The organism is Sulfurihydrogenibium sp., from assembly GCF_027448985.1.
Classification (GTDB): domain Bacteria; phylum Aquificota; class Aquificia; order Aquificales; family Hydrogenothermaceae; genus Sulfurihydrogenibium.
In genome coordinates this window covers 17427-43560 of record NZ_DAIDMN010000004.1, presented here as the reverse complement: position 1 = coordinate 43560, position 26134 = coordinate 17427, and the positions used below count along the sequence as shown (strand labels likewise).

Below are 26134 nucleotides of genomic sequence, written 5' to 3'. Positions count from 1 at the left end.
GGAGGAAAAAATGGCAAACATCTATTACGACGAAGATGCATCCTTAGACTACTTGAAAGATAAGACCGTAGCTATAATAGGTTATGGAAGCCAAGGACACGCCCATGCCCTAAACTTAAGAGACAGTGGTATAAAGGTTGTTGTAGGACTTCTTGCAGGAAGTAGGTCTATAGAAAAAGCAAAAGCGGAAGGTTTTGAAGTTTACTCTCCGGATGAAGCTGCTAAAAAAGCAGACGTAATAATGATACTTACTCCAGATACAGTTCAACCTCAACTTTTCCAATCGGCAATTCTTCCAAACCTTGATGAAGGAAACGCTTTGGCATTCGCCCATGGATTCAACATACACTTTGGACAGATAGTTCCACCTGCTTACGTTGATGTGTTCTTAGTTGCACCAAAAGGTCCAGGACATCTAGTCAGATGGATGTATGAAGAAGGAAAAGGAGTTCCTGGATTATTTGCAGTTTACCAAGACTTTACAGGAAAAGCCAGAGAAATTGCGATGGCATACGCTAAAGGTATAGGTTGTACAAGAGCAGGACTTATAGAAACCACATTTAAAGAAGAAACGGAGACGGACCTATTTGGAGAGCAAGCAGTTCTGTGTGGTGGAGCAACAGCTTTAATAAAAGCCGGATTTGAAACATTGATAGAAGCTGGATATCAACCAGAAGTTGCATACTTTGAATGTTTACATGAGTTAAAACTCATAGTTGACCTTATATACCAATACGGCATATCCGGAATGAGATACTCAATATCAGATACAGCAAGGTACGGAGACGTAACAAGAGGAAAAAGAGTTTATGAAGCAGTCAAACCTCTTTACAAAAAGATACTGGAAGAAATCCAAGAAGGTGAGTTTGCAAAAGAATGGATACTTGAAAATGTAGCAAACAGACCTCACTTTAACGCACTTGTTAAAAAAGATGAAGACCATCCAGTTGAAAAAGTAGGAAAAGAATTAAGAAAAATGATGCCTTGGCTTGGTGGTAAAGGTTTATAAAACATGAACTTAACATCAAAAAGAAAAAGTCTTAAAAAAGTGTACGAACCAGTTGGGGTCCTCCTTGCGAGGACCCGTATAACTCCTAACATAATAACAGTAATATCGGTAATAATAGGAGTATTAGCCGCTATATCTTTTTTCAAAGAAAAACCTTTAACCGGAGCTATACTGGTTTTCATGAGTGGTTTTTTTGATTTGCTGGACGGAGTAGTTGCAAGAGAAAAAGAAAAAGCTTCAAAATTTGGAGCTGTATTTGATTGGCTTGCAGACAAATTCGTTGATGGATTTTTACTTTTCTTTATAGGAATTACATACTCAACTCCTTACTTAACAGCGATAGCAATAACGGCAAACATGCTCCACACATTCATAAAGCCTGTTGCGTACGCAGAAATCGGATTTTCAAATAGGAAAAAAGGAAAGATAGAAGACCCATTGGAAGGAGTAGGATTCTTTGGAAGACCAGAAACCCTTTTAACTATAATAGTATTTGCAATTTTTGAACATTTTAAAATCTTTGGTGGACTTGAGTTTGGATTTGTACTAATAACAGCTTTGACAACATTATCCTTACTACAAAGGATTGTTTATCTTTACATAAAGTACAACAAAGATTACGATTAAGAGGATGCGATGAAAAGACCTTATACAATTATACTATCTGAGCTTACCGTTGATGGAAAGTTAACACTCTCAAAAGGTGTTTCTTCAAAAGAAATTATGAAATTTATGGATGAGGAAGCAAACAGATATCTACATGAAACAAGGGCAAAAGTTGATGGTATAATGGTAGGAGCGGAAACGATAAGAACCGATAACCCTTATCTAACCGTAAGGTACGTAAAAGGGAAAAATCCAACAAGGATAATTCCTACAGCATCAGCAAACATTCCTTTAGATGCTAACGTTTTAAAAAGTGATGCTCCTACAATCATAATAACTACTCAAAAAGCTCCTTCAGAAAAAGTAGAAGCTTTATCTGAAAAAGTTGAGGTTGTAAAGATAGGTGAAGATAATGTAGATTTAATAAAGATGATGGATTTTCTTTACAGTAGAGGAATACATACTTTGATGGTTGAAGGAGGCTCTACTCTTAATTGGAATCTACTCAACCTTGGACTAGTTGATGAGATAAGAATAATTCACATGCCATTTATCGTTGGTGGAACTGACACACCTACATTGGTAGGAGGAGAAGGATTCAAAACATTAGAAGATGTTATCAAACTAAAGTTAAGGGCTCATTTTATAAGAGGCTCTCACCTTATTACTGAGTGGGAAGTTAAGTATGAAGATTGAAATTCTGTACTTTTCACAAATAAAAGATAAATTAGGAAGAAGCTTTGAAACGGTAGAGTTAGATGGTAAAACAGTTGGTGATTTGATAGATTTTTTAGTTAAAAAATACCCACATATAAAAGATATTTTAGAAAAGTCAATGATAGCTGTAAATGAAGAGTACACATCACAAGAAAGAATTTTAAATGAAAATGATAAAGTTGCTATAATACCGCCTGTTAGTGGTGGATAAGTTAATCTTTGGAATTTTAGCAGATTTAACTATACTGATACATTTTTTATGGATACTGTTTTTAATTTTTGGTTCTCTTTTAGGTATCTTCTATAAAAAAATAAAGTATATACATATCTTTGGTTGAATTTTTGCCGTTTTTCTTCAAATGTTTGGTTTTACATGTCCTTTAACTTACTTGGAAAATTATTTTAGAAAATTGGCAGGGAAAGATTATTACACGCAAGGTTTTATATCTTATTATTTGGAAAAATTAGTTTATATCAACATTTCTCCAAAAATCATCTTTATTCTGACGTTAATAATGGTAATGATTCATATTATAATTTATACAAAATTTTCAAAGAGGAGATAGTATGAAGGCAGTTTTTTTGGATAGGGATGGTGTTATAAATGTTGATAAAGGATACGTACATAGAGTTGAAGATTTTGAGTTTTATCCAAACGTTTTTGAGGCTTTGAAAAAATTACAAGAATCCGGATACAAACTTTTTATAGTTACAAACCAATCCGGAATAGCTGTTGGATATTACACAGAGGAAGATTTTTTAAAACTTACAGATTACATGTTAAAAGAGTTTGAAAAAGAAGGTATTAAGATAGAAAAAGTTTATTACTGTCCTCACCATGAAAATGGTATAGTAGAAGAATACTCTATAAAGTGTGATTGTAGAAAACCTGAAAGTGGAATGATAAAACAAGCAATAAAAGAGTATAACATAGACCCTTCTCAATCTTTTTTGATAGGAGATAAAGAGAACGACATTCTTGCAGCTCATAAAGAAGGTATAAAGGCAGCTTTGGTAAAGACTGGACAAGGAATGAAGTATGTTGATAACACAACAGCGGATTTTATAGGTGAAGATGTATTGGATGTTGTAAACAATTTTATTTTAAGGAAGTAAGCGGAGAGGGCGGGATTCGAACCCGCGGTGCAGGTTTTACCCCGCACAACTTCTTAGCAGGAAGCCGCTTTCGACCACTCAGCCACCTCTCCATCAGGAGTATATATTATATTACTTGATAAATGTTTTTGCAAGATAAAAAAGACCTTTAAGAGGTAATTTTGGCTCATATATAAATTTCCTTTTTAAATCAAAAACAACAAAAGAAGAATTTCCACCTGTTATCACGATGTTAAACTTCTGTTTATAGTCTTTTTCTATCCTATCTATAACACCTTCAACCAAAGATATATATCCATGGTACAATCCGGATTGTATACTGTTTACCGTATTTTTTCCAATAACTGATGGTGGTTTTTCAAGGTTTACTTTTGGTAGTTTTGCAGTTTTTGAAAAAAGACACTTTAAAGATGTTTCTATTCCGGGGAATATTAATCCTCCATCGTATTCTCCACTTTTATTTACTACATCGAATGTTATAGCGGTACCAAAGTCTACACATACGATAGGTGGTTTTGTTATGTGTAATGAAGCATAACTGTTGACTAATCTATCTACTCCTACTTGTGATGGGTCTTCATAGTTAACTTTTATGGGAATAAAGATATCTTTACCGACAAAAAGAGGATTTTTATTATAATACTTTAAAAAGGCTGTACGAATTACACTATCAATCTGAGGGACGACAGAAGATACGAGAATCTCTTTTATTTTAGCTTTTTCTATATTAAAAAAACTATTGAAAAAATCTAAATTTAAAAGCCAGTCATCTGGAGTTTTTTCTATATCCGTTTTAAATTTCATACTTTGGATATTATCTAAACTTTCCACAAATCCTATTTCTACAGTGGTATTACCAATATCTACGGCTAATATCAACCTTCTGTCCTATTGTTAAACACTAAGTTTTTGTACCTGAAAAAGTAATCTACAGTTGATTTATAGAGTATTTTTGCTATACTGTCTAAGAACTGCTCGTTTGCCAGCAGTTTAGCATCATTTTCATTTGTGATGAACGCTGTTTCTACCAACACAGCTGGAATGGAAGGTGTTTTTAAAACTGCAAAGTTTGCAGATTCAATTCTCTTAAACTCTGTATCTTTTAGAAGGTTTTTTGCATTAACTTGAATAAATTTTGCAAAATTTAAACCTTCAGTCATTGTGTGGCTTATTGCCATATCTGCCACTATTTTGTTTACATTAGGATTGGCACTAACTTTTACTACATTTAAAACTGTTTTGTTTTCTCTTTCTTCAACCATTTTTGCAAGTTTTGATGTTGCTCCTCTAAGGTTGAGTGTGTAAACGTATGTCCCGGATAGGTTTGGATTTTCTGAGGCATTTGTATGAATACTTATAAAGAGGTCAGCTTTCTTTTCTAATGCTATCAATGTTCTATCGTATAAAGGAACGTACGTATCGTTTTCTCTTGTTAGATAAACTTTAAATCTTCCATCTTTTTCAAGATAGTTTTTCAACTTTAATGCTACTTTTAAGTTTATGTCTTTCTCTTTTAGACCGTTTGCTATTGCTCCCGGGTCGTGTCCTCCATGTCCTGGGTCTATAACTATAATTTTTTTCTTTCCCGAAAAGCTTTTAGGAACTTCTATTTCTAAAGAGGATACAGAAGTGTCTTTTATTTGGTTTTCTAAATTTTTAAGGATATTGGCAAGAACATCAGCTTGTGATGTTGATTTTTCTTCAGATTTTTCCGGATTTTTTATATCCTTTTTAACCGATAAGGGTTTGTTTATATCTATTACGAATCTATCCGGATTTGAAAGAGTAAAGTATTTAAAAGAACTTCCATCTTGTAGTGTAATGTAAATCAAAGATGAGTTCTTTTCTTCGTTCATGTAAACTTCAAACTCTTTTACTACTGATGGGTCCACTTTGAAATTGGATTTTTGGTATGTATCTTTAACTTTTATGATAACTGTGTTATCTACCGTCAAAATATCTGCATCTTTTATGTTATTTAAAACTATCCTAACCTTTTCGTTGTGTATTCCGGATTTAATCTCAAATCCGGATGAAAACCCTATAAATAAAACCGTTATCAGAAATACTATTATCCTTAACATTTTCAACCTCTTTTTCCTTTTCGGATTAAAAATATAAATCTTTAGTCGTGGTATATAGGTTCAAGTAAGTATAAATTTTCGAGGTTTTTATTTTCTAAGCAAAAATAACCCCCTTCCAAAGCTAAAGATGTTTTTAATTTTATTGAGTTTTCTATATTTAAATTTTTTGATATAACAAGAGAATTTTTAAAATCTTCTAAAATCTTTAAAAACTCTTCAAACTTTTTAATGTGATAATGTTCTTGGTCTTTTATTTTGTAAGCGACCATCGATTTACCAATGTTGATAACAGCTATAACATTACCGCAAAAGTATTTATACTTATAAATCATTACATCCAAGGTTTTATATGCGTAAATAGGAATATTTAAAGTGTAGGATAGAGTTTTTGCCGTTATAACACCGACTCTAAGTCCTGTGTTGGAACCTAAACCTATATTAACCATAACACCTTTGAGGTTTTTTTTATCTATTTCAAGAGTTTTAAACATACTATCTATTTCCACAATTAAAATCTCAGAAAAAGGTTTTGGTTTTAGATACTCTCTGTATCCGTATACTTTCTCTTCATCAAACAAAGCAACACCAAAGTTATCAGAAAAAGTATCTATACTTAAATACAATTAATCACCTCTTTTTAAAGTTTTTAAAAATTATACCGAAAATTTATTGAAGTTTAAAATTTGGTTGGTAAGATGTGTGAAGATAACAACTTAGATGAGGTTTTAAAAAAGTTGATGGAAGAATTATTGCAGGAGGAAGAGATGAAAGTACAAAGAATTGAAGAAATCAAACGGCTCATAGCCGAAGGAAAGTATGATGTCCCAGTTCAAGAGCTTGTGGAAAGTATTTTAAAAAAGTTAAAGGAAAAAAGTTAAGTCCTTATAAATATCAGTAATTTTTTCTACCGCTATATCTATATCTTCTAAGGTGTTGAAAATGCCAAATGAAAATCTGACAGAGGACAGAGCTTCTTTTTCTGAGTATCCGTAAGCCGTTAAAACATGGGAGGGGGTGGGAGTTCCGGAAGAACATGCAGAGCCGGAAGACACTTCTATCCCTTGTGTATCTAAAGCTATTATTAAACTTTGGGCATCAACTTTGGGAAAGATAACATTTGTAATGTTTGGAAGACGAGACACATTTTCACCAACTATATGTAAATTCGGAATATTTTCTTTAATCTTTTTTTCAAAAGTGTACCTCAAACTATTTAGATGATTTACTAAATCTTCTTTATTTTTTTGCCAGTAATCAATTGCCATATACAAAGAATGTACAAGGGGAGGGCTTTGAGTTCCGGACCTTAAACCTTTTTCTTGACCTCCACCAAATATAATTGGTTGTAGTTTTATATTTTCCTTTTTGTAAAGGATTCCTATGGACTTTGGAGCATTTATTTTATGTCCGGATACAGAAAACATGTCAACATACTCAATAGGTATATTTTCTTTACAGAAAGATTGTACCGTATCTGTAAAAAATACAACATCTTTTTCTTTACATATTTTTCCTATTTCTTTTAAATTTTGTAAAACTCCTGTTTCGTTGTTTCCATGAATTACACATACTAACAAAGTTTTAGTTGTTATTAAGCTCTTAAGATGGTCTAAGTCAACAACTCCGTTTTTATCTACCTTTACAAAATCTACTTTGTATCCTTTTTTTGAAAGTTGTCTTAAAGGCATGAGTACTGATTTATGCTCTATAGGAGTTGTTATTATGTGGTTTTTATCCGGATAGCTTTCAGCAAGTCCAAAAATGGCTAAGTTGTTACTTTCAGTAGCACATGATGTGAATATTATTTCATCGGATTTACAACCAAGGTACTCTGCAATGGAAAACCGGCTTTTTTCTATTAAATGTCTTGCTTTTTGTCCTTCTTTGTGAACAGAGTTTGGATTTGCAAAGTATTCTGAGTACAAATCTTTTAATGAGTTTAAAATTTCCGGTAAAACCAAAGTTGTCGCAGCATTATCTAAGTAAATCATCACTTATTTGAAAATTCTTTAATTTTTTCCGTAAGTTCTTCTACAGTTGACTCTTCATCTAAACCTAATATTTCAAGGAGTTTTTCTATACTTATCCATTTTTTTAGGACCATTCCTTGTGTTAATAGTTTTTCAAAAGGTTCATCTACCTCAACAAGTCCTATATCTTTTAAAAATTTTGTAAAGAATCTGGAGTAAAGAAGGTGTAATACTGCATGTTCAATGCCACCTATGTATATATCAACAGGCATCCAGTAATCTGCTTTTTCTTTGTCAAATGGTTTTTCTTGGTTTTTCGGGTCCGTGTATCTAAGGAAGTACCAAGAGCTGTCAACAAAAGTGTCCATTGTATCCGTTTCTCTTTTTGCAGGTTTTCCACATTTTGGACAGGTTGTGTTTACAAACTCCTCAACTTTTGATAAAGGATTACCTCCTACACCTGTAAATTCTACATTTTGAGGAAGTATAACTGGAAGGTCTTTTTCTGGTACGGGCACTGTACCACAGGTATCACAGTATATTATCGGTATTGGTGTTCCCCAGTATCTTTGTCTTGATATGTTCCAATCTCTTAGTTTGTAGTTTATGGTTTTTTCACCAATACCTTTTTCTTCTAAAAACTCAACTATTTTTTCTTTTGCTTGGGAAGATTTAAGACCGTCAAAGGGACCTGAGTTTACTAAAATTCCTTCATCTTCGTAAGCTTCTTTTTCAAAGTTCCAATCTTTGTCAACGGGTTTTATTACTGGTTTTATAGGAAGAGAGTATTTTTTGGCAAATTCAAAGTCTCTTTGGTCGTGGGCAGGTACTGCCATTATTGCACCTGTACCGTATCCCCAGAGTATATAGTTGGCAGCGTATATTGGTACTTCTTCACCTGTTAGTGGATTTATAGCGTACTTCCCTGTAAAAACTCCTTCTTTTTCTTCCAATATTGCTCTTTCTTTTGTAGACATAGATTTTATTTTATTTACAAATTCTTTGACTTTTTTTTCATAAGGTGTTCCTTCCGCTAATTTCAATACGATTGGATTTTCTGGAGCAACAGCCATAAATGTAACACCGTATATCGTATCTGGGCGAGTTGTAAATACTTCTAAGTGTTCTTGGAAATCTTTTATTGGAAACTTTATGGTTGCTCCGATAGATTTTCCTATCCAGTTTTCTTGCATTGTTAAAACCTGAGATGGCCATTTACCTTTGAGTTTTTCTAAATCTTGAAGTAGTCTTTCTGCGTAGTCCGTTATTTTTAAGTACCAAGATGGTATCTCTTTTTGGACTACAGGTGTTCCACATCTCCAACACTTCCCATCTATAACTTGTTCGTTTGCTAAAACTGTAAGGTCATGGGGACACCAGTTCACAAGGGCAGACTTCCTGTATGCTATTCCTTTTTCAAACATTTTTAAAAATATCCACTGGTTCCATTTGTAGTAATCCGGATTGCAGGTTGTAACTTCTCTTTCCCAATCGTAGGAAAAACCAAGTCTTTTTAGCTGTTTTTTCATGTAGTCTATGTTTTCGTAAGTCCATTTTGCCGGATGAACACCACTTTTGATGGCTGCGTTTTCTGCTGGCATTCCAAATGCATCCCATCCCATAGGGTGAAGGGTGTTTTTACCTGTCATCCGGTAGTACCTGTTTATAACGTCTCCTATCGCGTAATTTCTTACATGCCCCATATGAATTTTTCCAGATGGGTATGGAAACATCTCTAAAACATAGTACTTATTTGATTTATCTTGGTTTTCCGTAGATTTAAAAATGTTTTCTTTTTCCCATTTTTCTAAATATTCTTTTTCTATTTCTTGAAATCTGTACTCCATTTTCTTCTCCTTATTCAGAGTCTCTGTAATAAACAACACTGTTTTCTTCTACTTTTCCGGATAAAGATTCGTATGATGAGTAGTAGTAAGGTGTAAACGCTTCAAACTCTGCTGCACACGTGTCAACCACTTTATAAGAGACTGGTATTCTTCTTTTTCTTATCTCTTCTTCGGTAGTTTTTAAGAGTCTTGCAAGTTCTCTGTCTGAAAATCCCCACTGTTTTGCTTTCTCAAGCTCTTGGTCCGTAATGGAGTTAACATCTTTTTTTGATAGATAGATTTCGTAGTCAACTATTTCTTTTATCTGACTTAAAAACCATATATCTATATGGGAAAGCTTGTTTACTTCCTCAACTGTAAATCCTCTTCTAAAAGCTTCTGCTATATACCATAATCTATCAGGGTTAGGTTTTATTATTTTTTCTTTCAAAGTGTTTTCATCTACTTTTTCAAGTCCCATATAAAAACCGTATCTTCCAAGTTCAAGACTTCTTAATGCCTTTTGAAGGCTTTCTTTGAATGTTCTTCCTATTGCCATCACTTCTCCAACGGATTTCATCATAGTGGTTAAAGTTGGGTCCGCTTCCGGAAATTTTGCAAAGTCAAATCTTGGTATTTTTACCACTATGTAATCTATTGTAGGTTCAAAGGATGCAGGAGTTTTTTTGGTTATGTCGTTTGGAAGTTCGTCAAGGGTGTATCCTACGGCTAACTTCGCTGCTATCTTTGCAATTGGAAAACCTGTTGCCTTAGATGCCAAAGCGGAAGACCTTGAGACTCTCGGGTTCATCTCTATAACGTAAAACTCTCCTGTCTTTGGATTTTGAGAAAACTGAACATTTGAGCCTCCTGTCTCAACTCCTATCTCTCTCATAACGGCTATTGAGTAATTTCTAAGTATCTGATACTCTCTATCTGATAAAGTCATAGCTGGAGCTATGGTTATACTATCTCCCGTATGAACTCCCATAGGGTCAAGGTTTTCTATTGAACATATGATAACGCAGTTGTCATTTTTATCTCTCATAACTTCCATTTCAAACTCTTTCCAACCTATAACAGATTCTTCCAATAATACTTCATGGATAGGAGATGCGTCTAATCCGGCTTTTACCTTAGGATAAAACTCTTCTCGGTTGTACGCTATACTACCTCCGGTTCCTCCCAATGTAAAAGATGGACGGATAATAACCGGAAAACCTATCCAATCTATAACTTCTTCCGCTTCTGCTAAAGATTTTACAACTGCACTTTTAGGCATAGAAAGACCTATGTTTTCCATAGCTTTTTTAAACAGGTCTCTGTCTTCTGCTTTTTTTATAACTTCGTACTTTGCACCTATGAGTTCTACATTGTATTTATCAAGTATTCCTTTTTCGTAAAGGTCTATTGCAAGGTTTAAGGCTGTCTGTCCTCCAAGGGTTGGCAAAATGGCATCTGGTCTTTCTTTTTCTATTATTTTTTCTAAAACAGGTGTGATTAAAGGTTCTATGTAAGTTCTATCGGCTATGTTAGGGTCTGTCATTATGGTAGCCGGATTTGAGTTAACTAAAATAACACGATATCCTTCTTCTTTTAAAGCTTTTGCTCCTTGTGTTCCGGAGTAATCAAACTCAGCAGCTTGTCCTATTATGATAGGTCCGGATCCGATTAGAAGGATTGTCTCAATATCAGTCCTTTTTGGCATACTTTACCTCGTTGAGATTTTAGATATATATTTTAGCATTTTTGGAATATACAGATATAAACTTTAATGTTTAAACTTTAATTTCCAATTTAAATTTAAATAATTTTAAAACAAACCAAGACAAGTAGCAAAACTTAAAGCTAAAATGAAGAAGTTTATCTTAGCTTTAAATCCTTCTAAAGATACTGCCCTGATATCCTCTATTCCCATATAGTATAACTTGCTAAATACTGTCTCTATTCTCTTCCTTACTCTCTTTAAAAACTCTTGTTTATCCTTTTGTTTGTGATGTACTTTCCCCTTCTTTCTTATAGCCTCTAACTCTATTCCTAAACTCTTAAATTCTTCTTTTAAATCCTTTGAATTAAAAGCTTTGTCTGCTATTATTGTCCCTTTGTTTAATATATCTATCAAAACACTGTCCTCTTTTACTTCCTTTAAAAAGTTTATATCATGCTTTGAAGCTGGAATAATCTCATATCCTATCGGTCTTTTGTAATAATCCACTATTAATCCTATTTTAAAACCAAACCATTCTCTTGTTCCGTTGTTTCCTTTGTATAACTTACCAGAAACTTTCTTGTTTCTTTTCATTCTTTGATTTTTACAAACAGGTATTGGTTTTGTATCTGCTATGTATACTGTGGTTATCTTCTCAGAAAATAAATTTGTAAGAATGATTGAGATTACTTGAGCAAGTTTATATAGTTTTTTAGCTCTTTTTACTATTGCTGGTAATTGAGGAACATAAGGGAAAAGGTCATTGTAATTCTCTTTAAATTCCTTAAGTGTTATTTTGTAATCACCTTTTCTATAGCTCATAGAAAATATGATGAGAGTTATAAGCTCTACATCAGAGAATTTAGGCTTATTTGTTTTATGTTTATGTTTTATGAGTTTTAGGATTTCATCTGTCAGAATATAAACGTTTATGATATAATCTCTAAAAGTCATGATTTTACCTCCAGTGGTAGTTTTACTTTATGATACCACTGGAGGTTTTTTATTTCATCTTTTTTTCGAATTGGAAATTAGGGTTTTAACCCTAATTTCCAATTTAAGAATTTAAGCAAACTTTTCTGTAGCAAAGTAAACACATAAGGAAGTATATTTTTGTTATAAACTATTTTCTGAATTGGAAACTAAGGTTAGGGTTAAAAATTTTTCAAACCGTGTTATAAAAATCTTGCATTCTTTTTCATTTTGGGTTATTCTAATTTTACACATTTGCAGGAGGCAACGGATGGCTACAGGATACTTTGGATTGGTTGTATTTTTCGTTTTAGCGGTCGTTATAGGTGCAGCTTTACTTATCCTAAACAGACTATTAGCACCAAGAACACCAGAGCCATATGAGGGATATCCTTACGAGTGTGGTGTACCTCTTTACGATAAATCAACATGGACAACCATAGACCAAAAGTACTACCTTTTAGGTTTACTGCTTGTGTTGTTTGACCTTGAATCTGCATTTGTATTTCCGTGGGCTGTCATATTTAAAGAAGTTGCTCAGGTTGCAGCCGGATTCATATTTACAGAAATGTTTTTATTCTTGTTTATACTTATATTAGGATATTTATATGCATGGAAAAAAGGAGCGTTAAAATGGCAATAACAGGAAACAGTGGAATAATTTTAACAACAGTAGAAGAAGTTTTAAGTTGGGGAAGAAGAAACTCTTTGTGGCCTGTTTCTGTTGGGCTTGCATGCTGTGCTATTGAGATGATGCATACAGCAGCTTCAAGGTTTGATACAGACAGGCTTGGAATAATATTCAGAGGTTCTCCAAGACAGTCTGATGTTTTGATTGTTGCAGGAACGGTTGTTAACAAAGTTGCCCCTATGCTTAAACTTATTTACGAACAGATGCCAGACCCTAAGTGGGTTATCTCTATGGGAGGATGTGCATCAGGTGGAGGACCATTTCCTACATACTCTACACTTCAAGGTGTAGATAGAATAATACCCGTTGATGTTTACATTCCCGGATGTCCTCCAACACCTCAGGCGTTACTGTGGGGTATAATGCAACTTCAAAAGAAAATAAAAGAAAAACAGGAAGGAAAACAGTTAAAAGAGATACCTATAAGAATTCCAACCGAATCAAAACCTATCTCGAAATAAAAGAGGCTAATTTTGTTATGGATAAACTTACAGAAGGCAGAATCTTTAAGGTCTGCCTTCCCAACTTTGAAAATAAAAGAATATAAAAACGCTACAACTGTAGAGATAGAAAAAGAGAAAATCTTAGACCTATTAAAGTACCTTAAAGAAAATTCGGAATACTCTTTCAAAATGTTTATAGACTTTACAGTTGTAGATTATCCTCTTCACAATCCAAGATTTCAAGCTGTTTACATCCTTTACTCTCCGGAGTATAACGAAAGAATCATAGTTAAAACATGGACAGATGAAACATTACCTTCTATTGTACCTCTGTGGAAAGGAGCTAAATGGGCTGAAAGGGAAGCTTACGATATGTTTGGAATAAAATTTGAAGGGCATGAAAACCTTGTCCGAATGTTTTTATGGGAAACTTATCCTTACTATCCTCTTAGAAAAGACTTTCCTAAAGAGGGAATAAAAGATACATACTTACCTTCTCTAAACGAGAGAGATAACATTCCAAGTCATGATTACGACCCTTATCACACCGCTATTCCAACTTTAGAAGATTTAGAAATTACCGAAAGAAAAAGAATTGAGAAAAAAAATCAGATAGTTTTAAACTGGGGACCACTTCATCCTGGTACACACGGAACAATATGGTTTTTGTTTGATTTAGAAGGAGAAACTATAAAAAACTGTGATATCATTTTAGGACAACTCCATAGAGGAATAGAAAAGTTAGCTGAAGATTTAACATACACCCAAATTATTCCTTACACAGATAGGATGGACTATATATCTGCCCTTTGTTCAAATATAGCGTATGTAAATGCGGTAGAAAAACTCCTTGGTGTTGAACCTACCGAAAAAGCAAAGTGGATTAGAACAATGATGGCTGAACTTCAAAGGATAAACAGCCATCTGTTGTGGCTTGGGACAACTGCATTGGACCTTGGAGCATTAACTATGTTCCTTTACACATTTAGAGAAAGAGAAAAATTAATGGATATAATAGAAGGTATAGCCGGAATAAGACTTAACTCATCGTACCTTAGGATAGGAGGAGTAAGATACGACCTTCCGGAAGGAGCCATTGATGTTATAAAACACTTTGTAAAAGATTTTCCATCAAGAATAAAAGACTATGAGGACTTACTTACAAAAAACAGGATTTGGATAAAAAGAAACAAAGATGTAGGAGTTGTAAGTAAAGAAGATGTTTACCAGTATGGACTTACAGGAATTATGGCAAGGAGTGCTGGAGTTCCTTATGATATAAGGTATATCCAACCTACCGATGCCTATTCAGAGGTAGATTTTGAAATTCCATTAGGAACTGTTGGAGATGCGTATGACAGATACTTACTTAGAATGGAAGAAATGAAGCAAAGTGTAAAAATAATTCAGCAGTGTATAAAAAAATTGGAAGAACTAAAAGATGATAAGTATTTAGCTACGGAAAATCCTTATGTTTTGCCAACTCTTCAAGAAACTTACTTATCCATAGAAGCTATGGTTAAAGACTTTAATCTCAGAATATACGGAGAAAAGGCTCCTGAAGGGGAAATTTACCTATCCGGAGAAAATCCAAGAGGAGAACTAGGTTTTTACATGGTTAGTAAAGGGGAGGGCAGACCTTACAGATTAAGAATAAGGTCTGGAGCGTTTTATAACTTACAGATATTCCCTAAACTTATAAAAGGTAGAACGGTAGCTGATGCTGTTGCTCTACTTGGAAGTATCGACCCTGTCGTTGGAGAAACTGACAGATAAATTCCATGTATGGTTCAGTGGACCATGTCCTTTACCTAACGAAAGGCTGTTTTCTATAGCACCGTGTATGTACTTTTTAGCTTTTCTTATAGCATCTAGTGGTTTTTCACCTTTGGCTAAAAAGGCTGTAATAGCAGCTGAAAATGTACATCCAGTCCCATGAGTGTTTTTTGTAGGAACTGTTTTTGCTTTTAAATACTCAAAGTTTTTACCGTCGTAAACAACGTCAATTTTTGTATCTCCCTCTAAATGACCACCTTTTAAAACTACATAGTTAGGTCCTAATGAGTATATAAACTTACAGGCTTTTTCCATATCTTCTATATTTTTTATTTCAAACTTACATATATCCTCAGCTTCCGGAATGTTAGGAGTTATTATCAAAGCTTCAGGTAGTAGTTTTTCTATAAGTGTTTTCCTTGCAGATTCTTTCAGTAATGGGTCTCCAGATTTTGCTATCATCACAGGGTCTACTACCAAGTTCTTTAAATTAAAATGTTTTACACCTTGAGATACAGCTTGTATTATCTCTTCCGAAAATAACATACCTGTTTTTAAAGCGTCAACTCCTATATCTTCTGCTACAGCTTTTATTTGACCGTAAACTATATCCGGTGGAACTGGATGTACACCAAAAACTCCAACCGTATTTTGGACAGTTATCGCCGTTATCGCTGTCATTCCATAGACACCTAAGGATGTAAACGTTTTTAAATCCGCTTGTATTCCTGCGCCACCTCCACTATCGGACCCTGCTATAGTTAAAGCTTTCGCTATCAATTTTTTTCAACCTCCGAATTTTTTATTAAAATTATAACAAGGTTTAACCTTTGAATTTTCATACTATTTTACGTTTTAACGGTAATTTTATACATTTTGTAATGGTAAAATTCTATTTAAATCAAAAACTTAAGTGAATTCTTCGAAAAAATTAATAAAACGGTGTTTAATTTTTTCAATTCTTATGTTAAGATAATTTAAATATTAAAACCAGAATAAGAGGTTGCTGATGGAGATGTTAGCTACTGTAATAGGAGTAGTTATAAAGTCTGTAATATTTATAGTTGGCATGTTCCTTGCGGCTGCTTACCTAACCTTGATAGAGAGAAAGTTCGCAGGACATGTTCAACAAAGACCCGGACCTCTTCACGTTGGATATCATGGTTTACTCCAACCTATTGCAGATGCTCTAAAAGTTCTAACGAAAGAGGATTTGGTTCCAAACAACGTTGATAAAGTTCTTTTTTATCTTGCTTCTTTGATGGCTTTCGTTCCGGCTATAATGATACTTGCGGTTGTTCCTTTTGGAGACCCTTTTACAATCTTTGGAATAGAAATTAAACCTTTTATAACAGATTTAAATATTGGATTAATTTTAGCTCTTGCTTTTGGTAGTATCAGTATTTACGGTGTTATATTTGCAGGTTGGGCGTCTAACAGTAAATATCCTATGATAGGAGGTCTTAGAAAAGCTGCTGTACTTATAGGTTATGAGGTAGCTCTTGGTTTTGCAATGGTTGGTCCTATAATGATGGCAGGCTCTTTTTCTTTAAGAGAGATAGTTCAAGCACAGGAAGGTTTTTTTGGAGCGTTTATATGGTACCAACCTATAGCGTTCATTGTTATTCTTTTTGCAATATTGGCGGAAACGGGAAGAACACCTTTTGACGTTCAAGAAGCGGAAGCGGAGCTTGTATCCGGATATAACACTGAGTATTCCGGAATGAAATTTGGTCTTTTTCCACTAGCTGAATGGTATATAGGAACATTTGTTTTAAGTGCTATTGCAGTTATACTTTTCTTTGGTGGATGGAAAGGTCCTCATATCTTCGGAGTTTTATCTCCATTTATTTGGTTTTTCTTAAAGGTATTTATGATGTTTATGTTCTTTTTATGGGTCCATTGGACACTACCAAGGTACAGGGTGGACCAAATTACAGAAATAGCTTGGAAAGTTATGTTACCACTTTCATTACTAAACATTTTTATAACAGCTATCATTATAATTGTTAAAGGGTAATTATGGTTAAGCTAAAATATGTAGAAAGACCAAAGTTAAGTTTATTGGAAAAATTACTTTTTTTGGATTTTATAAAAGGTTTGAAAGTGACTTTTAAAAATTTAATAAGGAAAACTATTACAACAAAATATCCATACGAAAAACTTACCCCACCAAAAAGATTTAGAGGAACACACGCTCACAGGGTTAAAGATGGAAATGAACCACCTTCATTCAGTGTTTTAGAAAAGTTTATGGATATAAACACAGGTGAAAGTAGGTGTGTAGCGTGTTATATGTGTCAGCAAGCTTGTCCTATGCCATCTTTATTTAGGATAGAAGCTGTTCAACTTCCAAACGGAAAGAAAAAGGTTGTAAGATTTGATATGAACCTTTTAAACTGTCTTTACTGTGGTCTGTGTGTAGATGCTTGTCCTGTTGATTGCCTTATCATGACGGATATATATGAAACTGCCAAGTATCAAAGAGAAAGTTGTGTTATTCATATGGACGATATGAGTGAAAGGGGAAAAGATTTTGACAGAAGAAGACTCAAAGAACCCGATAGAATTTGGATAGACGACCAAGAAAGAATTAAGTTATGGGGGCAGATAAAATGGAGTTAAGTGTGGTAGCTTTTTGGGTTTTATCAGCTATAGCAGTTATTTCTGCTATTGGAGTTGTGTTTTTCAAAAATATTGTATATTCTGTTTTATCTTTAATCTCAACTTTAATAGCTATATCCGGATTGTTTTTTAATCTTGGAGCAGAGTTAATAGGAGCATTACAAATCTTAATTTATGCAGTTGCTATTGTTGTTTTTTATGTGTTGGTAATCTCAACTGTTCCACAGTACAAAGGAGAAGCTGTTGACCCTAAATACGCTCTTTTATCAGCACCGTTTGGGTTCATCCTATTTTTGGAACTCGCTTATGTATCTGTTTATGGGCTTTGGGCTTCTAACACCGGTATATTTTCTCCGGATATTTTTAAAGAAATATCAAATGCAAAAGCTGTTGCAACATTACTGTTTACAAAGTACCTCTTTCCTTTTGAAGTAGCTTCTTTGATTTTGTTGGTTGCGATGATAGGAGCGATATTACTTGGTAAGAAAGACATTGTAGAAGATGAAAAAGAAGGAGGAGCGTAAATGGTTCCTTACGAATACTACGTAGCTTTAAGTGGACTTTTGATGGTTCTTGGTTTGATAGGTGTTATAGTAAGGAAAAACATAATAGCGATGCTTATTTCCACTGAACTGATGCTAAACGCTGTTAACATCGCATTCGTTGCCTTTGATATGAAACTCCACGATGTGGTAGGACAGGTTTTTGTGTTTTTTATTCTTACAATTGCAGCTGCTGAAGCTGCCATAGGACTTGGATTAATCATGGCAATTTACAGAATGAAAAAAGATGTTGATGTTGAAAAATTAACAGAGTTAAAGGGGTAAGGCTATGGAGTACTTATGGATAATACCGTTTTCACCACTGGTTGCTTTTGTTATTATTGGACTTTTTGGTTATAAGTTTTTAAGAGAACCTTTATCCGGAATAGTAGCGGTTGTTGGAGTAGCTATATCCGCTATCGCTTCAATAAAAGGCTTTATAGATGTAGCTACAACAGGAAATTACTACAACCTTAAACTTTTCAACTGGATGACGGTAGGAGATTACAACATATCCGTAAGTATTTTATGGGACCCTCTTTCAGCGTTGATGACCTGTGTTGTAACCTGTGTATCAACTTTTATCTTTATATTTGCTACCGGATACATGAAAGGAGATGAATCGTATCCGAGATTTTTTGCATACTTGTCTCTCTTTGTATTTATGATGCTTATGCTAACTTTATCTGACAACCTTGTTCAGTTATTTTTTGGATGGGAAGGTGTTGGTTTAGCATCTTACCTTCTTATTGGTTTTTGGCACTACAAAAAATCTGCGGCTAACGCTGCTATGGAATCTTTCGTAGTTAACAGGGTAGGAGACTGGTTGTTTTTACTTGGAATCTTGCTTGCTTTTGTAATATTTGGAACTTTAGATTACCTTGAGATATTTGGAAAACTTGCTGGTGTTGATTATGTGGTAATAACAGCAATAGCACTACTTTTATTCGGTGGAGCTGTTGGTAAGTCAGCTCAGATACCTCTTCATATATGGCTTCCAAACGCGATGGAAGGTCCTACACCTGTTTCTGCTTTAATTCACGCAGCTACTATGGTTGCAGCAGGTGTTTACATGGTTGCAAGACTGATGCCTGTGTTTGCAAGCTCTGAAATTGCGTTGGATACTGTTTTATTTATAGGAACAATGTCAGCATTCTTAGCTGCAACAATGGGACTTGTTCAAAATGATATAAAAAGAATTATAGCTTACTCAACTTTATCACAGCTTGGATACATGTTTGCAGCGGAAGGTTTAGGTCTTTTCTCAGAAGGAATGTTCCACCTTACTTCTCACGCGGTATTTAAGGCATTGCTGTTCCTTGGTTCAGGTAGTGTATTAATCGCCCTTCACCACCTTTTAGACGTTCAAAAGATGGGTCAGATAGGAAGAGCGATGCCTATCACAACAGGAACGTTTTTAATAGGTTCTCTTGCGTTAGCTGGTATTCCACCATTTGTTGGATTTTTCAGTAAAGACCCTATCATAGAGGGAGCCTATGAGATAAATACGTTTGTGTTCATGTTTTTATGGGGTGGAGCTTTTCTTACAGCTTTCTATATATTTAGACTCTTCTTCTTAACTTTCTTTGACGGAGATAGGTTAGACCCTCACATAAGGGAGCATGTTCATGAATCGCCACCTAACATGACAATACCATTAATCGTTTTAGCGGTTGCAACCGTAGTTTTAGGATTTTTCAGAGAGTTTTTTATAAACTTCTTAAAACCATCTTTGGAACCAACTTACATGAAATTTTTACCTGAAGAGGTGAAAGTTTTAGTTCATGAAGGTTTATCAAGAGCCCATCATGTTCATATAGAACCAAATGCTTTTCATTTCTTAGGACATTCTTTAACATCGTTTTTAGGTATATTACTTTTAGGAACTGCTTTAGCTGGTATATTTACAGCGTACATAATTTATCAACTAAGAAAAGTAGACCCTGTCAAGCTTACAGAGATGTTTAGACCTATATACAATCTGTTTTATAACAGATGGTATTTTGACCTTATCTACTATAAAATTTTTGTTTATGGATATTACAAACTTTCAAAAGTACTATGGTTTGTAGGTGATAAGGTTATTATAGATGGAATAGTAGATGGTTCTGGAAAAGGTTCCTTATTTGCTGGAGAGGTTTTAAGAAAAACTCAGCTTGGAAGAATCAGTGGTTATGTTTTACAGATGCTTATAGGTGTAGTTATATTCTTATCACTATTCTTGTTTTTAAAGTAGGAGGAGGCAGGTGATGACGCCAGAATTTGTTAACGCAGGATTTCCTATCATAACTGTTTCTATTCTGATACCTTTGGTGGCAGCGGCAATTGTATTTTTGTTGAATGAAAAATTTGCAAAACCAATTAGTATAGTATCTTCTGTGGTTGTGTTTATTCTTTCCTCTTACATGCTTCTTACTTATGACCCTTCCGGATACAAAATTCAGTTCTATGAAAAGTATGCTTGGATTCCACAGTTTGGTATCAGCTACGAAGTTGGGGTAGATGCGCTGAGTTTAACGATGGTATGGCTTACAGCTATATCTTTTGTTGTAGCTTTTGTATGGAGTACAAATATAGAGAAAAGGGTGAAAGAGTACTTTATAGCATTTTTAGTTTTGGAAGCTGCATGTATAGGTGTTTTTGTTGCTTGGGACTTGGTAGCTTTCTATGTATTTTGGGAAGTTATGCTCATTCCAATGTTTTTGATAATAGGTGTGTGGGGTTATTCAGAAAGAATTTATGCTGCAACTAAATTCTTCATATACACTTTCTTTGGTTCTCTTTTCCTTTTAATCGGTGTTATCGGTATGTATATATACAACTATGTGGAAAACGATGTTTTATCTACAAGTTACTTTGATTTATTGAAGCTTTCATTACATTATAATCTTGAAATAATATTTTTCCTTCTTTTAGCTCTTGGTTTTGCCATAAAGGTTCCAATGTGGCCTTTCCATACTTGGCTTCCAGCTGCTCACGTTCAAGCTCCTACAGCAGGCTCGGTAATACTTGCAGCTGTGTTGTTAAAGATGGGTACGTACGGTTTTGTTAGATTTAACCTTCCATGGTTTCCTGAAGCTTCAAAATACTTTATGCCAGTAATGTTTACCCTTGGAGTTATTGCTATCATCTACACAGCTATGATGGCTATAGCTCAAACCCATATAAAAAGACTTATAGCGTACTCTTCAGTATCTCATATGGGTTTTGTAACTATAGGAACTTTTGCCCTTAATCAGGAAGGAGTTAACGGTGCAATTATAACGATGATATCTCACGGATTAACATCTGGAGCTCTTTTCTTGGCAGCCGGATTTATATATGAAAGATTACACAGTTATGAGATGAAGGACCTTGGTGGTATGGCTAAATTCGTGCCTGTCTTTGCTACGCTGTTTATGATATCAGCTATGGCATCTGCAGGACTTCCTGGATTGTCTGGATTTGTAGGAGAGTTTTTAGCGTTACTTGGAACTTTTAAAGTAAGTATACTAACAGCTACATTAGCTGGGCTTAGTTTAGTAGTAGGTGCAGCATACACTTTATGGCTTTACAAAAGAACGATGTTTGAAGAAGAGTTGTTGACCGAAGAAAAGAAAGAAGAGTACTCTAAGCTAAAAGACCTTAATACAGCTGAACTTTGGTCTTTCTTACCGCTTGTTATATTCATGTTTGTGATAGGTATTTATCCAAACTGGTGGATAAACCTTATAAACAATACAACCCACTTTGTTCTTCACAAGATAGTAGGAGGGTAAAAAATGACTATAGTGCAACAGCTTGTAGCAGGATTAGGTGTTCCAAATTTTCAGGTTTTAATTCCAGAAATAATAGTTTTAATAACAGCATTACTTGTATTTGTTTTAGAACTTTTTACAAAAAGCAGAATCCTTATTTCTACAGTCTCTGTAGTAGGTTTAGCTGTTGGAGCATTATCTATCTTAACTATATCAGAGGGAGCTATAACTCTCTATGGTTTATACATCGTAGATAGTTTTTCACTTGCTTTTAAGTTCTTTTTAATAGTATTTACCATTTTAGCTATCGTAAACTTACAACCTTATGTAGAAAGTAAAAAAACTTATTATGGTGAGTACTACTATCTCATCATATTTTCATTACTTGGAATGATGATAATGGTATCTTCTCCTAACTTAGTGAGTTTTTATATCGGCCTTGAACTTATGTCTGTATCAACGTATATACTCGTTGGTTTATGGAAAAAGGATTACAAATCAAAGGAAGGTGCATTTAAGTACCTTATAATGGGTGGTGCTGGAACAGCAATAATAAGCTATGCAATTGCGTTGATATACGGAAAAACTGGAAGTTTTGATTTTGCAAGAATATTCCATGAAGTTCAAGATAAATCAGATATAGGTTTAACAGTTGCGGTAGCTCTTTTGATAGTAGGGCTTGCATTGAAAGCATCCGCTGTTCCTTTCCATTTTTGGACTCCGGATGCATACGAAGCAGCTCCTACTCCAATCACAGGATTTATGGCAAGTGTATCAAAAATAGCTACCTACGCTGTAATCCTTAGAGTAATGGTGGAAGCATTTCCTCTAAACAATGCTATTTGGTCTTACGGATGGGCTGTACTAGCCGGTGTATCTATGGTTGTTGGAAACTTTGTAGCTTTAAAACAGAAAAATGTTAAAAGGATGCTTGCTTACTCATCTATAGCTCATACAGGGTACATACTGGCAGCTTTAGCATCTCCAAATGGAATGGGATTTACCGCATTGATATTTTATTCTCTTGTTTACCTATTTATGGCTCTTGGAGGATTTATATTTTTATCAGCATTTGAGAAAAATGGAAACTGGACTAATGATATAGAAGATTTTAAAGGACTTGCAAAAAAACATCCTATAATGGCTCTTTACATGCTTATATACATGTTCTCAATGCTTGGAATACCTCCTACGGTTGGTTTTATGGGTAAATTTGGTGTATTTTTAGCTTTAATATCAAGTAATGTTTGGTGGCTTGCCGTTGTTTTAGTTGTTACAAGTATAGTATCTGCTGGATACTACCTAAGAGTAGTAGCTTACATGTATATGTATGAGCCTGTAAAAGAAGGAAGATTTTACCTTAATCCTATAGAAAAGTTTACTGTCGGATTTTTAGCTGTTATGGTTTTGGTTATTGGAATATATCCAACTGTATTTTGGGAAATATCTAACGTGTTAACATCAGTTTTAATCATGAATATTGGAGTAAGATGAAAGGTAATCTTTTTATAATATCATCGCCAGCAGGGGGAGGTAAAACAACTATAACCAACCTTCTGTTGGAAGAATTACCTTTTTTGAAAAGAGTCGTTACTTACACAACAAGAAAGAAGAGAAAAAACGAGATAGATGGGGTTGATTACGTCTTTCTAAAAAAAGAAGAGTTTGAAAATTTAATATCACAAGACGCTTTTTTAGAGTATGCTTTGGTTCATGGGAACTATTACGGAACTCCTAAAAAGGAAGTCTTTCAGCTACTGGAAAAAGGTTTTGATATAATTCTCGTTATAGACGTTCAGGGCATGAAACAGATAAAACAGATTTATCCAGCTGTAATTACAGTATTTATCCTTCCCCCATCAATAGATGACCTTATAAACAGAATGAGATTGAGAGGTGAGTCAGAAGAAGAAATACAAAAAAGATTAGACACAGCAAAAAAGGAGATACCATACTGGAAAGAGTACGATTACATTGTAATAAACGACAACCTTTTAGAAGCAAAAGATAAGATAAAAAGTGTAATCTTGGCAGAAAGATGTAAATCATCGAAGTTTGACATTAACATCATAAAAGATGAAAAATTAAAATCTCTTATGGTATAATTTTAAATTACTCTAAAAACAGTTTGGAGGTTTTAACTTGAGTCAAAGACCATTGATAGAAGAAGCATTAAAAAAAGTTAAAAGTAGATACGAGTTGGTTCATGCAGCGTCTAAGTTGGCAATAGAGCTTTATGAAACAGGTGCAGAAACTTACGTTACGGAGGAAGGAATTCCACTAAAGAAAACGGTTATTGCAATAGATGAAATAGCAACTGGAAAGGCTAAGATAATCAGGAAAAATCAAGGATAACTAAAAAGCTTTTTCTAGACACTCTTTTTTTTATTTTTATACCGTTTAGCTTACACAGATTCTCTACAATTAAAAGACCAATACCACTACCACCTTCCACCTCCGGATTTATATCGTTTTTGATTATAATACATTTTTTTACATTTTTTACATGAACATAGCTTTTTGAATATTTAAAAGCATTTTCAAGTAGATTGTGGATGATTATTTCTAAATCTGTCTTTGATAGGTATCTTTTAAAAGGCTTTAGATGTGTTATAATCTTTTTGCCATCCGGATTAAAGCTTTTTATGGATTCTAAAATCAGATTTTTAACATCTACAACTTCTTCTTTTCTATTGTCCAAAGTCAAGTTTTTAAAGGTTTCTGATAATGTTTTTATATCGTGGGAAAGTGTTTGGATAACTTTTTCAACCCTTTTTAAGTTTTTGTTATCTTCTTTCTGTTTTAAAATCTCGATATTGGTGATAATGCTTGCCAAGGCGTTTCCAAATTTGTGGGATATCGCAAGGATAATTAGCTGTAAAAAAGATTTGTACCTTTCTTCTTTTTTTACATATCTATCAATAACTATATAAATAAGAAAAGAAGTTGTTATTACTAGTATAAATTCCCAAAGCAAAACCACACGGCTGTATCTTACTTTTAAATCTTCAGAAAAGTTATCTGGATAGATTCTAGTTAGATAATCCGGATAAACTCTGTTGTACAAAGCTTCGTACTTTGACAGTATCTCGTTTATAACAAAAAGGTTAACAAAATTTATAACTGAAAGACTTACGATGAAAATTACCATAATTGATAAAAATATTTTAAGTTCAAACCTCATTTAAGTTTATATCCTACTCCTTTGTAAGTTTCTATCGTATCCGGTGGAAGGATTTTTCTTAGTTCTTTTATGTACTGTCTTACTACTTCATCTCCTACAGCTTTGTCAGACCAAACATAGTTAAGGATTGACTCTGTAGAAACTATTTCTCCTCTTCTTTTTATAAGAAGTGTCAGTAAATTCCATGCTGTTTTTGATATTTTAATCTCTTCTCCGTTTTTTGTTATTGTGTGTTTATCTAAATCTATCTCAACATCTTTTATCTTTATTTTATCTGATATATGAGCTCTTTTGTTTAGTGCTTTTATTCTTAAAAGTAGCTCTCTTGGATTGAAAGGTTTAACGATGTAATCATCTGCTCCGGCATTAAAACATAATTCTTTATCTTCTATCTTGTTTTTAGCAGTCATTATAAGGATTGGTGTTCTTACCCCCTTGATTCTTAAATCTTTTAGAATATTTTCTCCCTTTTCATACTTTAACATCAGGTCTAATATAATAACATCGTATTCCGACATTATTAAGGCTTCATTCAACTTTCTATCGTCCCAAACCCACACTACTTCAACATTATTTTCCTCTAAATACTCTTTTAAACTTTCCCCTAATATTAAGTCATCTTCAACCACCAAAACTCTCATGTAAACATTATCGGCATTTGTAGTAAAATATTTTAAATATTTTGGAGGAATTGTTGTGTATATATGGCTTAAAGTTATTCACATAATATTTATGGTTTCATGGATGGCAGTTTTGTTTTATCTACCAAGACTTTTTGTTTACCATGCTGAAAATAAAGATAACGAAAACTTCGTAAAAGTTGTTAAGGTTATGGAAAAGAAATTGTTTTACGTGATTGGTGTTCCGGCTTTTGTTTTGACGGTTGGTAGTGGTCTTGGAATGATTTTCTTAAATCCTTCTTTGTTGACTTCTGGTGGATGGCTTCATGCAAAAATAGTTTTAGTGATTCTTTTGTCTGTATTCTTTTTTCATAATGAGTACGTTAGAAGAAAGTTTGAAAGGAATGAATGTAATAAATCTGGAAAGTTTTTTAGAATGTACAATGAAATACCAACTGTAATACTTATTTTAATAGTTATTCTGGTCATAGTAAGACCTTTTTAGGTA

29 protein-coding genes and 1 tRNA gene are annotated in these 26134 nt (G+C 33.9%); 19 read left to right on the top strand and 11 right to left on the bottom strand.

The features are described from left to right. Positions 1 to 10: 10 nt before the first annotated feature. The 5 genes from ilvC to gmhB all read left to right on the top strand — a co-directional run bounded on the left by ilvC (position 11) and on the right by gmhB (position 3448). Positions 11 to 1009 carry a ketol-acid reductoisomerase gene (gene ilvC / locus NE054_RS00965; protein WP_297887303.1) on the top strand — a complete coding sequence of 333 codons (999 nt, stop codon included), beginning with the start codon at positions 11 to 13 and terminating at the stop codon, positions 1007 to 1009. A 3-nt stretch (positions 1010 to 1012) separates the two neighbouring features. Continuing rightward, entirely contained in the window at positions 1013 to 1636 is a 624-nt protein-coding gene (locus NE054_RS00960; RefSeq protein ID WP_297887295.1) for a CDP-alcohol phosphatidyltransferase family protein, read from the top strand. A 9-nt stretch (positions 1637 to 1645) separates the two neighbouring features. Further along, positions 1646 to 2311 (top strand): 2,5-diamino-6-(ribosylamino)-4(3H)-pyrimidinone 5'-phosphate reductase, encoded by a 666-nt coding sequence (locus NE054_RS00955; RefSeq protein ID WP_297887292.1) that lies wholly within the window; start codon positions 1646 to 1648, stop codon positions 2309 to 2311. After that, positions 2301 to 2543, top strand: coding sequence for a molybdopterin converting factor subunit 1 (moaD, locus tag NE054_RS00950; RefSeq protein ID WP_297887290.1), 243 nt, complete (start codon positions 2301 to 2303; stop codon positions 2541 to 2543). Before NE054_RS00955 ends, moaD begins: the two co-directional genes overlap by 11 nt. Positions 2544 to 2899: 356 nt before the next feature. Beyond that, the gene (gmhB, locus tag NE054_RS00945; protein WP_297887287.1) at positions 2900 to 3448 is read left to right on the top strand and encodes a D-glycero-beta-D-manno-heptose 1,7-bisphosphate 7-phosphatase; all 549 of its coding nucleotides are present in this window, start codon (positions 2900 to 2902) and stop codon (positions 3446 to 3448) included. Between the two features lies 1 nt (position 3449). Here gmhB and NE054_RS00940 read toward each other — a convergent pair. From NE054_RS00940 to tsaB, 4 genes are all read right to left on the bottom strand, one after another. Then, positions 3450 to 3540, bottom strand: a tRNA-Ser gene (locus NE054_RS00940). A gap of 19 nt (positions 3541 to 3559) precedes the next feature. After that, on the bottom strand, positions 3560 to 4327 hold the full coding sequence (locus NE054_RS00935; RefSeq protein WP_297887285.1) for a type III pantothenate kinase: 768 nt from the start codon (positions 4325 to 4327) through the stop codon (positions 3560 to 3562). After that, positions 4324 to 5532, bottom strand: coding sequence for an N-acetylmuramoyl-L-alanine amidase (locus tag NE054_RS00930; RefSeq protein ID WP_297887283.1), 1209 nt, complete (start codon positions 5530 to 5532; stop codon positions 4324 to 4326). The genes NE054_RS00935 and NE054_RS00930 overlap by 4 nt, the downstream gene beginning before the upstream one ends. A 41-nt stretch (positions 5533 to 5573) precedes the next feature. After that, complete coding sequence (tsaB, locus tag NE054_RS00925; RefSeq protein ID WP_297887280.1) at positions 5574 to 6155, bottom strand: tRNA (adenosine(37)-N6)-threonylcarbamoyltransferase complex dimerization subunit type 1 TsaB; 582 nt, start codon at positions 6153 to 6155, stop codon at positions 5574 to 5576. Positions 6156 to 6227: 72 nt separating this feature from the next. Between tsaB and NE054_RS00920 the strand changes: the two genes are divergently transcribed. After that, positions 6228 to 6410 carry a flagellar biosynthesis anti-sigma factor FlgM gene (locus NE054_RS00920; RefSeq protein ID WP_345780595.1) on the top strand — a complete coding sequence of 61 codons (183 nt, stop codon included), beginning with the start codon at positions 6228 to 6230 and terminating at the stop codon, positions 6408 to 6410. On the opposite strand, the gene NE054_RS00915 is transcribed toward NE054_RS00920, so the two are convergent. From NE054_RS00915 to NE054_RS00900, 4 genes are all read right to left on the bottom strand, one after another. Beyond that, positions 6393 to 7523, bottom strand: coding sequence for a cysteine desulfurase family protein (locus NE054_RS00915; RefSeq protein WP_297887275.1), 1131 nt, complete (start codon positions 7521 to 7523; stop codon positions 6393 to 6395). The genes NE054_RS00920 and NE054_RS00915 overlap by 18 nt on opposite strands. Next, complete coding sequence (gene leuS, locus NE054_RS00910) at positions 7523 to 9349, bottom strand: leucine--tRNA ligase (RefSeq protein ID WP_297887273.1); 1827 nt, start codon at positions 9347 to 9349, stop codon at positions 7523 to 7525. The genes NE054_RS00915 and leuS overlap by 1 nt, the downstream gene beginning before the upstream one ends. 10 nt (positions 9350 to 9359) lie before the next feature. Beyond that, on the bottom strand, positions 9360 to 11036 hold the full coding sequence (carB, locus tag NE054_RS00905) for a carbamoyl-phosphate synthase large subunit (RefSeq protein ID WP_297887271.1): 1677 nt from the start codon (positions 11034 to 11036) through the stop codon (positions 9360 to 9362). A gap of 105 nt (positions 11037 to 11141) precedes the next feature. Continuing rightward, positions 11142 to 11990 (bottom strand): IS982 family transposase, encoded by an 849-nt coding sequence (locus NE054_RS00900; protein ID WP_273019189.1) that lies wholly within the window; start codon positions 11988 to 11990, stop codon positions 11142 to 11144. 289 nt (positions 11991 to 12279) lie between these two features. On the opposite strand from NE054_RS00900, the gene NE054_RS00895 reads away from it, so the two are divergent. Genes NE054_RS00895 through nuoD form a run of 3 tightly spaced genes read left to right on the top strand, consistent with a single transcriptional unit; the run spans position 12280 to position 14918 of the window. Next, positions 12280 to 12651 (top strand): NADH-quinone oxidoreductase subunit A, encoded by a 372-nt coding sequence (locus NE054_RS00895; protein WP_297887263.1) that lies wholly within the window; start codon positions 12280 to 12282, stop codon positions 12649 to 12651. Further along, positions 12642 to 13160, top strand: a complete 519-nt coding sequence (locus tag NE054_RS00890; RefSeq protein ID WP_297887259.1) for an NADH-quinone oxidoreductase subunit B — start codon at positions 12642 to 12644, stop codon at positions 13158 to 13160. The genes NE054_RS00895 and NE054_RS00890 overlap by 10 nt, the downstream gene beginning before the upstream one ends. A gap of 12 nt (positions 13161 to 13172) precedes the next feature. Beyond that, on the top strand, positions 13173 to 14918 hold the full coding sequence (nuoD, locus tag NE054_RS00885; protein ID WP_297887256.1) for an NADH dehydrogenase (quinone) subunit D: 1746 nt from the start codon (positions 13173 to 13175) through the stop codon (positions 14916 to 14918). Here nuoD and thiD read toward each other — a convergent pair. Beyond that, the gene (gene thiD, locus NE054_RS00880) at positions 14874 to 15698 is read right to left on the bottom strand and encodes a bifunctional hydroxymethylpyrimidine kinase/phosphomethylpyrimidine kinase (RefSeq protein WP_297887253.1); all 825 of its coding nucleotides are present in this window, start codon (positions 15696 to 15698) and stop codon (positions 14874 to 14876) included. The genes nuoD and thiD overlap by 45 nt on opposite strands. A 229-nt stretch (positions 15699 to 15927) precedes the next feature. Between thiD and nuoH the strand changes: the two genes are divergently transcribed. From nuoH to rpoZ, 9 genes are read left to right on the top strand one after another with little or no spacing between them, the layout of a single operon-like run. Then, positions 15928 to 16938 (top strand): NADH-quinone oxidoreductase subunit NuoH, encoded by a 1011-nt coding sequence (gene nuoH / locus NE054_RS00875; RefSeq protein WP_297887252.1) that lies wholly within the window; start codon positions 15928 to 15930, stop codon positions 16936 to 16938. Between the two features lie 2 nt (positions 16939 to 16940). After that, the gene (locus tag NE054_RS00870) at positions 16941 to 17543 is read left to right on the top strand and encodes an NADH-quinone oxidoreductase subunit I (protein ID WP_297887250.1); all 603 of its coding nucleotides are present in this window, start codon (positions 16941 to 16943) and stop codon (positions 17541 to 17543) included. Beyond that, a complete protein-coding gene (locus NE054_RS00865; protein ID WP_297887248.1) occupies positions 17534 to 18067 on the top strand; it encodes an NADH-quinone oxidoreductase subunit J in 534 nt (177 codons plus the stop codon). Before NE054_RS00870 ends, NE054_RS00865 begins: the two co-directional genes overlap by 10 nt. Beyond that, positions 18068 to 18370: an NADH-quinone oxidoreductase subunit NuoK gene (gene nuoK / locus NE054_RS00860; protein ID WP_297887245.1), complete on the top strand. Its 303-nt coding sequence runs from the start codon at positions 18068 to 18070 to the stop codon at positions 18368 to 18370. It begins immediately after the preceding gene. Positions 18371 to 18374: 4 nt separating this feature from the next. Then, positions 18375 to 20321 carry an NADH-quinone oxidoreductase subunit L gene (gene nuoL / locus NE054_RS00855; protein WP_297887242.1) on the top strand — a complete coding sequence of 649 codons (1947 nt, stop codon included), beginning with the start codon at positions 18375 to 18377 and terminating at the stop codon, positions 20319 to 20321. Positions 20322 to 20334: 13 nt separating this feature from the next. Then, positions 20335 to 21843: an NADH-quinone oxidoreductase subunit M gene (locus tag NE054_RS00850; RefSeq protein ID WP_297887301.1), complete on the top strand. Its 1509-nt coding sequence runs from the start codon at positions 20335 to 20337 to the stop codon at positions 21841 to 21843. Positions 21844 to 21846: 3 nt separating this feature from the next. Beyond that, positions 21847 to 23316 (top strand): NADH-quinone oxidoreductase subunit N, encoded by a 1470-nt coding sequence (locus NE054_RS00845; RefSeq protein ID WP_297887239.1) that lies wholly within the window; start codon positions 21847 to 21849, stop codon positions 23314 to 23316. Next, entirely contained in the window at positions 23313 to 23927 is a 615-nt protein-coding gene (gmk, locus tag NE054_RS00840; protein WP_297887236.1) for a guanylate kinase, read from the top strand. The genes NE054_RS00845 and gmk overlap by 4 nt, the downstream gene beginning before the upstream one ends. A gap of 37 nt (positions 23928 to 23964) precedes the next feature. Next, the gene (gene rpoZ / locus NE054_RS00835) at positions 23965 to 24177 is read left to right on the top strand and encodes a DNA-directed RNA polymerase subunit omega (protein ID WP_297887233.1); all 213 of its coding nucleotides are present in this window, start codon (positions 23965 to 23967) and stop codon (positions 24175 to 24177) included. Here rpoZ and NE054_RS00830 read toward each other — a convergent pair. Both NE054_RS00830 and NE054_RS00825 read right to left on the bottom strand, forming a co-directional pair. After that, on the bottom strand, positions 24158 to 25006 hold the full coding sequence (locus NE054_RS00830; RefSeq protein WP_297887230.1) for a sensor histidine kinase: 849 nt from the start codon (positions 25004 to 25006) through the stop codon (positions 24158 to 24160). The genes rpoZ and NE054_RS00830 overlap by 20 nt on opposite strands. Beyond that, positions 25003 to 25635 (bottom strand): response regulator transcription factor, encoded by a 633-nt coding sequence (locus tag NE054_RS00825; RefSeq protein WP_297887228.1) that lies wholly within the window; start codon positions 25633 to 25635, stop codon positions 25003 to 25005. Before NE054_RS00825 ends, NE054_RS00830 begins: the two co-directional genes overlap by 4 nt. Before the next feature lie 67 nt (positions 25636 to 25702). On the opposite strand from NE054_RS00825, the gene hemJ reads away from it, so the two are divergent. Continuing rightward, positions 25703 to 26131, top strand: a complete 429-nt coding sequence (gene hemJ, locus NE054_RS00820) for a protoporphyrinogen oxidase HemJ (protein ID WP_297887226.1) — start codon at positions 25703 to 25705, stop codon at positions 26129 to 26131. Positions 26132 to 26134: the final 3 nt, after the last annotated feature.

Bases quoted from the DNA above. Each gene is read 5' to 3' on its own strand.
- ilvC (WP_297887303.1), top strand. From the start codon at position 11: ATGGCAAACATCTATTACGACGAAGATGCATCCTTAGACTACTTGAAA.
- NE054_RS00960 (WP_297887295.1), top strand. From the start codon at position 1,013: ATGAACTTAACATCAAAAAGAAAAAGTCTTAAAAAAGTGTACGAACCA.
- NE054_RS00955 (WP_297887292.1), top strand. From the start codon at position 1,646: ATGAAAAGACCTTATACAATTATACTATCTGAGCTTACCGTTGATGGA.
- moaD (WP_297887290.1), top strand. From the start codon at position 2,301: ATGAAGATTGAAATTCTGTACTTTTCACAAATAAAAGATAAATTAGGA.
- gmhB (WP_297887287.1), top strand. From the start codon at position 2,900: ATGAAGGCAGTTTTTTTGGATAGGGATGGTGTTATAAATGTTGATAAA.
- NE054_RS00930 (WP_297887283.1), bottom strand. From the start codon at position 5,532: ATGTTAAGGATAATAGTATTTCTGATAACGGTTTTATTTATAGGGTTT.
- NE054_RS00920 (WP_345780595.1), top strand. From the start codon at position 6,228: ATGTGTGAAGATAACAACTTAGATGAGGTTTTAAAAAAGTTGATGGAA.
- NE054_RS00915 (WP_297887275.1), bottom strand. From the start codon at position 7,523: ATGATTTACTTAGATAATGCTGCGACAACTTTGGTTTTACCGGAAATT.
- leuS (WP_297887273.1), bottom strand. From the start codon at position 9,349: ATGGAGTACAGATTTCAAGAAATAGAAAAAGAATATTTAGAAAAATGG.
- carB (WP_297887271.1), bottom strand. From the start codon at position 11,036: ATGCCAAAAAGGACTGATATTGAGACAATCCTTCTAATCGGATCCGGA.
- NE054_RS00900 (WP_273019189.1), bottom strand. From the start codon at position 11,990: ATGACTTTTAGAGATTATATCATAAACGTTTATATTCTGACAGATGAA.
- NE054_RS00895 (WP_297887263.1), top strand. From the start codon at position 12,280: ATGGCTACAGGATACTTTGGATTGGTTGTATTTTTCGTTTTAGCGGTC.
- NE054_RS00890 (WP_297887259.1), top strand. From the start codon at position 12,642: ATGGCAATAACAGGAAACAGTGGAATAATTTTAACAACAGTAGAAGAA.
- nuoH (WP_297887252.1), top strand. From the start codon at position 15,928: ATGGAGATGTTAGCTACTGTAATAGGAGTAGTTATAAAGTCTGTAATA.
- NE054_RS00870 (WP_297887250.1), top strand. From the start codon at position 16,941: ATGGTTAAGCTAAAATATGTAGAAAGACCAAAGTTAAGTTTATTGGAA.
- NE054_RS00865 (WP_297887248.1), top strand. From the start codon at position 17,534: ATGGAGTTAAGTGTGGTAGCTTTTTGGGTTTTATCAGCTATAGCAGTT.
- nuoK (WP_297887245.1), top strand. From the start codon at position 18,068: ATGGTTCCTTACGAATACTACGTAGCTTTAAGTGGACTTTTGATGGTT.
- nuoL (WP_297887242.1), top strand. From the start codon at position 18,375: ATGGAGTACTTATGGATAATACCGTTTTCACCACTGGTTGCTTTTGTT.
- NE054_RS00850 (WP_297887301.1), top strand. From the start codon at position 20,335: ATGACGCCAGAATTTGTTAACGCAGGATTTCCTATCATAACTGTTTCT.
- NE054_RS00845 (WP_297887239.1), top strand. From the start codon at position 21,847: ATGACTATAGTGCAACAGCTTGTAGCAGGATTAGGTGTTCCAAATTTT.
- gmk (WP_297887236.1), top strand. From the start codon at position 23,313: ATGAAAGGTAATCTTTTTATAATATCATCGCCAGCAGGGGGAGGTAAA.
- NE054_RS00830 (WP_297887230.1), bottom strand. From the start codon at position 25,006: ATGAGGTTTGAACTTAAAATATTTTTATCAATTATGGTAATTTTCATC.